We start from the raw sequence: 8,239 nt of genomic DNA on the forward strand, positions 1-8,239 counted from the left end.
CTGGCACTGCAGATCCCCAGCGACGGCACCCAGCGCGAGCTGCGCTCCATCCTCGACTGGCTGGACTCCGCCGGCATCGAGGCCGACGAACTGACGGTGCACACCCCCGACCTCGACGACGTCTTCTTCGCCCTGACCGGCCCGGCCAACGTCCCCACCCAGCCCAAGGAGAACGTCCGATGAGCGCCCTCTCCCTCGCCGTCCGCGACTCGAACACGATGCTGCGCCGCAATCTGCTGCACGCGTGGCGCTACCCGTCCGGAACCCTGAACCTGCTGCTCACGCCGATCATGATGCTGCTGCTCTTCGTCTACATCTTCGGCGACGTGATGAGCGCGGGCATCGGCGGCGGCGGCGCGGACCGCTCCGAATACATCGCCTATATCGTCCCGGGCATCCTGATGATGACCATCGGCAGCACCGTGATCGGGGCCGCGGTATACGTCTCCATGGACATGACCGAGGGCCTCATCGCCCGCTTCCGTACGATGGCGATCCACCGCGGCTCTCTGGTCATCGGGCACGTCGTCGGCAGTGTGCTGCAGGTGCTCGCCAGCCTGGTCCTCGTCGGCGCCATCGCCGTGGCCATGGGCTTCCGGTCCACGGACGCCACGGCCCTGGAGTGGTTGGCGGCGTTCGGGCTGCTCACGCTGTTCGCCCTGGCACTCACCTGGATCGCCGTCGGGATGGGCCTGGCCAGCCCGAACCCCGAGGCGGCCGGGAACATGGCCATGCCGCTGATCCTCCTCCCGCTCATCTCCAGCGCCTTCATCCCGGCCGACACGATGCCGGGCTGGTTCCAGCCGATCGCCGAGTACCAGCCCTTCACGCCCGCCATCGAGACCCTGCGCGGGCTGCTGCTCGGCACCGAGATCGGCAACAACGGGTGGATCGCGATCGTCTGGTGTGTCGGCCTGACCGCGCTCGGCTACCGCTGGTCGACGGCGCTGTTCAACCGCGACCCGAAGTAACCGCCATGACAGCGCGGGCCGCCTCCCGCAACTCGTCCCGCTCCAGGGCGGCGTACTCCGACACCGCGTCGGCGTACGCCGCCCTGGCAGCGTTCCCGGCGGCCCCGACCGCCTTCCGGGCGCGGTCCGCCGACATCGTCGGCTGGAACCCTCGCAGCACCCGCAGCCGTTCGGCCAGCGCGATCATCCGTACGGCACCGGCGTCACCGGACGCGAGCCCCGCCATGCCAAGGGCGTGCAGCGCCGTCCCGAGCACCGGGAGCTCCATGGGCCAGCGGGGCGGCCCGGAGAGCAGGCTCCGCAGCCGTTCCTGCAGCCGGTCGACCGGCTCCGCGACCAGCTCAAGCCGGCCGGCGTGCGCGTGCGCCGTCACCGCCGCCGACTGGATCTCCAGCGCCCACCGGTCGTGGAAGGGGTCGCCGCCGTGCAGCGAACCGGCCGCGGGCATCCGCTCCGCGGCGCTGCGCCACAGGCCGAGCCCGACCTCAGTCAACCCGCGGGCAAGCGCGATCTCGGCGCGGCGCCCGCCGAGATCACTGCTCTCGAAGTCGTCCTGCGAGGTGTTGGCGCCCTCCGCCTGCCGCAGCCAGTACTCGGCCTCGTCGGGGTCGCCGCGCTGCAGGCAGGCGAGGACAAGGCCCCAGCGGACGCCGATGGAGTCATGCTCGTCGCCGAGCCGCGGCAGCGCATCGAGCGCCGCCTTGAAGTGCCCGTACGCGGCCTCGCCCTGCTCCGTCTGCAAGAACAGCTCGCCCAGCCGGGCGTGGCCCGTGACCTGCAGGATTGGGTTGTTGACCGGCGTCAGTGCGGTGATCATCCGGCGAGCCGAGGCGAGCGCGCGGTCGATGTCGTGCTCCTGCTCCCAGACGTAGGTGGCGATGCACTCGGCGACGCCGGCGAGCAGCGGCTGCTCGCTGTCGCAGAGCCCCCGCAGCACGTCGTAGTCGGGAGGCAGCATCTCGGGGACCGCGCTCAGCAGTACCGCGGTGGCGCGCAGCAGCGTGTCCGGCGGGGCCGGGGGCAGCCGCCGGAGGGTGACGAGCTGGCGTACGACGTGCGGGCCGTAGCCCATGAACAGGCTCGCCGTGCACAACACCGCGGCGGCGCGGGCGACTTCGACGTATTCGGGCTCGGGGTAGTAGTGCGACAGCGGCGGGCCGGTGTCCGCGGCGAGGGCGGTGAGGCGGGGGTAGCTGGAGCCGGTGGACCACAGGGCGGCGAGGACCGCGGTGAGGGCGGCGATAGTGGGGCCGTCCGTACGGGCCAGGGCGTGCCGCAGGGCCAGCACGAGGTTGTCCTGCTCGACCCTGATCCGCTCCCGGGCGGCCCACGGTTCCGAGCCGAAGAACCAGTCGTGGTACGCGACCCCGAAGTCCCGCGCCCAGGCGAGGAACCGGCCGATGGTCTCCTCTTCCTCGCCCGCCTCCGCACGCCGGGCCGCACTGAACTCCCGTACGGCCTCCAGCATCCTGAACCGCACGCCGACCGGGGTGTCGGCGACGGTGAGCAGCGACTGATCGGCCAGCTGCTCCAGGAGAAGCAGCGCATCCTCGCCAAGGACCTGTTCCGCCGCCTCGCCGGAGAAGCCGCCGGGAAAGACGGACAGCGTACGCAGCGCCGCCCGGGCGTCATCCGCGAGCAGGTTCCAGCTCCACTCCACGACCGCGTGCAGCGTGCGGTGCCGCTCCGGTGCGTCCCGGGCCCCGCCGCGCAGCAGCGCGAACCGGTCGCCGAGGCGGCGGGCGATCTCCGGCACCGAAAGGACTCGCACCCGCGCCGCGGCCAACTCCATGGCGAGCGGCAGCCCGTCGAGGTGGCGGCACAGCCCGGCCACCGCGTCAGGCGGCAGCTCCACGCCGGGCCGGGCGGCCCGGGCCCGCTGCGTGAACAGCTCGACCGAGGTGTCGAGACCGAGCTCCGGCAGCGCGTACACCGCCTCCGATGTGAGGCCGAGGGGGGCCCGGCTGGTGGCGAGCACCCGCAGGTCCTTCGAGGACGAGACCAGGGCCCGTACGAGGTCGGCGGCGCCCCGGATGACCTGCTCGCAGTTGTCAAGCACCAGCAGCGCGGGCCCGGAGCCGAGCACGCCGAGGATGCTGGACACCCGGTCGGCCGAGGCGTGGCCGCTCACGGCGCCGTGCCGCCCCTCGCCCGCGCCGAGCGCGGAGGCCACCTCCGCGGCCACGTCCTCATCCGCGGTGACACCGGCGAGCGGCACGAAATGCACCACGCGCTGCTCGGCCCGGCGGCTGACGGCGTACGCGAGCCGGGTCTTGCCGAGGCCGCCGGGACCGATGACGGTGACAGCGCGGGAGGCGCGCAGCAGCCGCTGCACCGCCGCGATGTCCTCGTCGCGGCCGAGGAGCGGGTTCGGCTCGTGCGGCACGCCGTGCCTGACCACAGGCGCCTCGCCGCGCAGCAGTTCATGCTGTACGGCCTTGAGCCCGGCGCCCGGATCCGTGCCGAGCTCGTCGCGCAGCTCACGACGGTACGCCTCGTACCGCATCAGGGCGGCGGACGGGCCCGCCGTCGCCGCCTCGCCGCGCAGCAGCTCGGCGAGCACCTCCTCGTCGCGCGGATGCTCCGAGGCGGCCACGGCCAGCGGCCCGGCCGCCTCCGCGTGCCGTCCGAGGCGGGCGAGCGCGAGCGCCTGCGCGCGTACGAGCGCGTTGCGGACGGGGGCGCGCTCGGTGCGCAACGCGGCTACGGGGTCGTCGGTGTCGCCGGCCCCGTCAGGAGTGCCCTCCCACAGCGCGAGCCCGGCCTCGGCCGCGGCCAGCGATCCCGCGTGGTCCCCGGCCCTGGCCCGGTCCGCGCTCGCGGCGGCGTGCAGCAGCAGGGCGGAGCTGTCGACCTGGTCCGCGGCGAGGGTGAGCCGGTACCCGGTCGGCGTGCTGACGAGGACGTCGGCGCCCAGCTGCGCCCGCGCCCTGGACATGAGGACCTGCACCGCCTTCCCCGGCCGCTCCGGCAACTCGTCCGGCAGCCACAGCCCTGCCACCAGCCGCTCGGTGCTGCAGCCCGTGCGCAAGTCGCCCGCGAGCAGCGCGAGGAGGCCGCGGAGCCGGGGCGCGGTGACCTCCTGTCCGCGATAGGCGACACGCGGCAGCAGAGTCAGGTCGGTGGTCACCCGTGCAGATTAGCCAAGGCCCGGCCGCCGGAACCTCCGCCGCGGGCCGAACTCCCGCTGCGCGGGCGGCCGCCGCAGCCGCGCCGGCCGTTCCTGCACCTGCGCCGAAGCCTGGTGGTTTGCCGGACAGGCGGACGGCCCTTGCGTGATCATGTGCTGGTTGTACGCATCTCTGCCCCGCCGGGCCGATGCCCTGTTCGAGCTGTGCGACGCGCTGCTGGGTGTCCCTGGCGATCCCTCCTGCATGATCCAGAGCGGCCCGATCGGTGTTGCGGAGCAGCGCCTCGGGCTCGGGTCGGTCGGCCGCAGCCGAATCGCTCAGATGATTGTTTCCGGTTGCCACTGACGAAGGCCACGCCGTCCGCCGGGCGGACCAACTGCCGATCGAGGCTCTCTGCGGTCAGAGCGGATCACATGAGCCGGGACACGTCAGGTGTCCTGCAAGTACGACACGCATCGTGCTTGTCCGGTCTCAGATAAGTGCGGGCGAGGCGGGGCCGCTGGGCTCGGGGCAACGGCCTTCTTGGTCAGACGTGCAGTTCAGGCGGGAAGCCGGTCCAGCGCAGGTCTGCGGGCAGGTGCCGCATGTCGTTGTGGAACAGCACGGAGGACGGCCTGCCGGGTGCGTATCGGATGACCGTCAGAGCTGCGTTGCCGTGGTTGAGGCCCATCCAGCGCCACTCGGGCGCGTCGAGGGCAGCTCGGATCAGCCAGCCGATGAGGAAGTTGTGCGTGACAACCAGTTCATGGCGGGGGCGATCTCCGTCGACCGGACCTGTGAATTCTGCGAGTGCTTCCCGGGCCAGCGCTGGACCACGGTTGCGCTCCTCTTCCGGAACCTGAGAGAGGAAGCTGAGCATGGCGTCGGCCGAATCCGGCGGCAACTCCTCTCTCGTAGGCAGGTAGGGGACATAGTCGCCGGCCAGTTCCGACTGGCGCAGTGGGACGGCGTCAAGTTGTGCGCTGATCAGCTGGGCCGTCTGCTGCGCCCGAGGCAGCGGCCCGTGGTGTATCGCCGAAAGTGGGGTGCTCCGGAGCCGTTCACCGAGCAGAACGGCTTGGCGCCGGCCGCTTTCCGTCAGGGTCGTCTCATCTGCAGACGCTTCACCGTGCCGAGCGAGGTAGAGGTATCGAGTGGCTGCGTCTGTCATGTCCCGGGTCTCCGTCGTCGTCCGTGATCTTGTATGTCAGGGATGGACGTTGAGCTCGCTGTGCATAGTTCCGTCGCGGCTGTCCTGTCTTGGTTCTGCCTCGTCGGAGGCTGATGGGGGCAGGAGTGTCTCGTCTCACTGAAGGTGAGGCAGGGTGATGCTCTGACGTGCGGTGCCTCAGATTGAGCGAGACGGGTATGCCTCGTAGGTCTCGGTTGAGGTGAGGTATTTCGCGACGTCTTCCACCAGGGTGGCGAGACCTTCGCGTAGCCAGGGAAGCGTGATGCCGCGGGGGCGGTGGTCCAGGGGGAAGACTTGCTCGAACTCGAACTGAGTGGTGCCGGTGATGTGTGCGACTCTGCGCTCGGCCTCCGGCCGCTGCGCCAGTGAAATGACCAACTTGGTGAACCTGGCGAGCTGGGGGTAACTCCAGGGCCCCGGCGTTCTCCCCTGGCTGTCCGGTTCGCGGTGATCTTGTGCCGAGGGGGCCCTGAACTGGCGGACGGCCACCCGCCGACTGGAGCGGGGCCGGGGTTCAGGGCGAAGTCCCGGCCTGGGCTTTGTCGTGTCACAGTCGTGTGACCACTCTGGCCCCCAGCACCTCGCCTGCGCATGATGTCCCCCGGACGTACAACATCCAAGGGGGAATCATGCGTATCCGTACCACCACCGCAGCCGTCACCGCCGTACTCGCCGTCAGCCTTGTCGGCTGCAGCAGCGACAACGGCACCGACAGCAAGGCCGACACCGCCCTGAGCAGCGCACCTACGGCCCCGAGCAGCGCACCTGCGGCTCCAGACACCGCGGACAGCAGTGACACCTCCGAGGCCGACGAGGTCGTCCTGCCCGAGCCCACCGGCGACAAGCGAACCGCCGTCATCGCAGCCATCAAGGACGTCGACCCCAGGCTCGTCCAAGACGAGGACAAGGCCATCGAAAAGGCGCGCTACCAGTGTGTGAACCTCGATGGCGGCGTCTCGGACACGGTCGATAGTGCAATGGAGCTGTTCTCCTACGACGGCGTCGTGCTGACCGATGACGACGCACGTCACCTCAACATCGGGCTGCGCAACACACTCTGTTCCGAAGCCTGATCAGCCACCGCCTCCGGCCCGGCCGCAATCCGTATGCGGCAGGGCCTCGCCGTATCCGACGTGTGCATCGTCTGCGGCCCCGGCACGCACCCAGGACCCCGGGGTTCTTCCCTGGATGTCCGGTTCGCGGTGATCTTGTGTCGAGGGGGCCCTGAACGCAGACGAACACGGCTCTTGTGGATCATGAAGGTATCTACGCCTCAGGATCTGCAAGGGTGCCGTGTTCGTTCCCTCATCATCCCCCATCGCCGCTCCCGTCCGTCCACCGGTCTCGGTTCCGGACCTTTCCGACGCCGTCGCCGACGGCGAAGCGTGCCGGCTGATAGACGAGTTGGGCGGGGTGCCCGATCCCCGCTCGCCGCTGGGGTTGCGCTACGCGTTGCCCTCGCTGCCGGCCCTGGCCGTATGCGTGATGACGCCGGCCGGGAACGACTCGCTGACCGCGGCGGCGGAGTGGTGTCAGCGAGCCGCACCCGAGGAGCTTGCCGCGTTCGGCCTGCCCTATGACGTGTTGCGCGGCCGCTTCCGCATCCCCAGCGAGAAGACCATCCGCCGCGTGCTGGGCCTGCTGGACCCGGCCAAGGTCGCGGCGGCGGGCTTCGCCTACCTCAAGCCGATCTTGACTCAGGCCGTCTCCCCGCCCACGGCACTCACCCCCGACGGCTTCGTCGAACGCGAACAGCGCCGCGCCCACCACCACGCCGTCAGGCGCGACCGGCCGGCACCGAAGCGGCGCGCGTACGCGGTGGACGGCAAATGCCTGCGTGGTGCTCGCCGCCCCGACGGCAGCCGCGTCTTCGTGCTGTCCGCCGTCCGCCACAGTGACGGCATCACCCTGGCCAGCCGCGAGATCGGCGCGAAAACCAACGAGATCCCCGAGTTCGAGCCCTTGCTGGAACACATCGACGACACCGACCTGACCGGAGCCGTGATCACCGTGGACGCCCTGCACGCACAGCGCGCCCACGCCCACTACCTCGTCGAACAACGCGGCGCCCACTACCTGTTCACCATCAAGGCCAACCAGCGGAAGCTCGCCGCGCAGCTGGCCGGCCTGCCCTGGAAGGACATCCCGGTCATCCACCACGACGACCACGACCCGCATGACGCACACGGCCGTCACGAACGACGTCAGGTCCAGATCGTCACCGTCGACGGCCTGCTCTTCCCCCACGCCCGCCAGGTCCTGCGGATCACGCGCAAGCGCCGCAAGGCCGGGATGAAGCGGTGGTCCACCGAGACCGTCTACGCGATCACAGACCTGCCCGCGAACAGGCCACCGCCGCAGAGATCACCGCTTGGGCTCGTGGCCACTGGACCGTGGAAAACACCGTCCACTGGTGCCGAGACGTCACCTTCAACGAGGACAAGTCCCAGGTCAGGGCCCACAACACCCTCGCCGTCCTGGCTGCCATCCGCGACCTGGTCCGTGGCTCCCTCTAGCTGACCGGACACATCAACATCGCCGCCGCACGACGCACCCACACCGACCGGCAACGAGTCCTCACCCTCTACGGCATCACAAGATCACCATGAACCGGACATTCAGGGGAGAACGCCGGGGCCCTGGGGGTAACTCGCGGCGCGCTTGACCGCGGGGACCGGTAGACGTCGAAGCGGTCCGGGAGTGTTTTGGAGTCCGGCCGGTAGATGCGCTGGAGGAGGGAGTCTGTGTCGCTGCGGACCAGGGCCCGTCGGTCGAACTGTCTCCAGAAGCGATCGCATCGCTGGTAGCACGGAGCGAGGACGGGCGAGCCGTGCCGGCGTTCCAGTCGGTCGAGGAGGGCCTGGGCCCGGATGAACCTTCCCCTTGATCGTGGACACCTGGAGACTGGGACCTGAGTTCCAGAGGAAGTAGCACCAGGTGGGAAGCAAGTACACGAAGCGGTACAC

At 70.3% G+C, this 8,239-nt stretch carries 6 protein-coding genes and 2 pseudogenes; 5 read left to right on the top strand and 3 right to left on the bottom strand.

Annotation, left to right across the window (positions count from 1 at the left end; genetic code table 11):
• Both ACWD3C_RS47285 and ACWD3C_RS47290 read left to right on the top strand, forming a co-directional pair.
• Positions 1–183: pseudogene (locus ACWD3C_RS47285) on the top strand (ABC transporter); the annotation flags it as partial.
• The gene (locus ACWD3C_RS47290) at positions 180–971 is read left to right on the top strand and encodes an ABC transporter permease (RefSeq protein ID WP_451154807.1); all 792 of its coding nucleotides are present in this window, start codon (positions 180–182) and stop codon (positions 969–971) included. The pseudogene ACWD3C_RS47285 and the gene ACWD3C_RS47290, both read left to right, overlap by 4 nt.
• Here ACWD3C_RS47290 and ACWD3C_RS47295 read toward each other — a convergent pair.
• Positions 952–4,101: an ATP-binding protein gene (locus ACWD3C_RS47295; RefSeq protein WP_451154809.1), complete on the bottom strand. Its 3,150-nt coding sequence runs from the start codon at positions 4,099–4,101 to the stop codon at positions 952–954. The two genes, ACWD3C_RS47290 and ACWD3C_RS47295, sit on opposite strands and share 20 nt — an antisense overlap.
• Before the next feature lie 160 nt (positions 4,102–4,261).
• On the opposite strand from ACWD3C_RS47295, the gene ACWD3C_RS47300 reads away from it, so the two are divergent.
• The gene (locus ACWD3C_RS47300) at positions 4,262–4,447 is read left to right on the top strand and encodes a hypothetical protein (protein WP_451154811.1); all 186 of its coding nucleotides are present in this window, start codon (positions 4,262–4,264) and stop codon (positions 4,445–4,447) included.
• 181 nt (positions 4,448–4,628) lie between these two features.
• On the opposite strand, the gene ACWD3C_RS47305 is transcribed toward ACWD3C_RS47300, so the two are convergent.
• Both ACWD3C_RS47305 and ACWD3C_RS47310 read right to left on the bottom strand, forming a co-directional pair.
• On the bottom strand, positions 4,629–5,252 hold the full coding sequence (locus ACWD3C_RS47305) for a histidine phosphatase family protein (RefSeq protein WP_451154813.1): 624 nt from the start codon (positions 5,250–5,252) through the stop codon (positions 4,629–4,631).
• 177 nt (positions 5,253–5,429) lie between these two features.
• Positions 5,430–5,651, bottom strand: a complete 222-nt coding sequence (locus ACWD3C_RS47310) for a hypothetical protein (RefSeq protein WP_451154815.1) — start codon at positions 5,649–5,651, stop codon at positions 5,430–5,432.
• A 251-nt stretch (positions 5,652–5,902) separates the two neighbouring features.
• Between ACWD3C_RS47310 and ACWD3C_RS47315 the strand changes: the two genes are divergently transcribed.
• Positions 5,903–6,346, top strand: a complete 444-nt coding sequence (locus ACWD3C_RS47315; protein ID WP_451154817.1) for a hypothetical protein — start codon at positions 5,903–5,905, stop codon at positions 6,344–6,346.
• A 319-nt stretch (positions 6,347–6,665) separates the two neighbouring features.
• Positions 6,666–7,882 (top strand): annotated as a pseudogene (locus tag ACWD3C_RS47320) (ISAs1 family transposase).
• Positions 7,883–8,239: the final 357 nt, after the last annotated feature.

Source organism: Streptomyces sp. NPDC002845 (assembly GCF_053591955.1).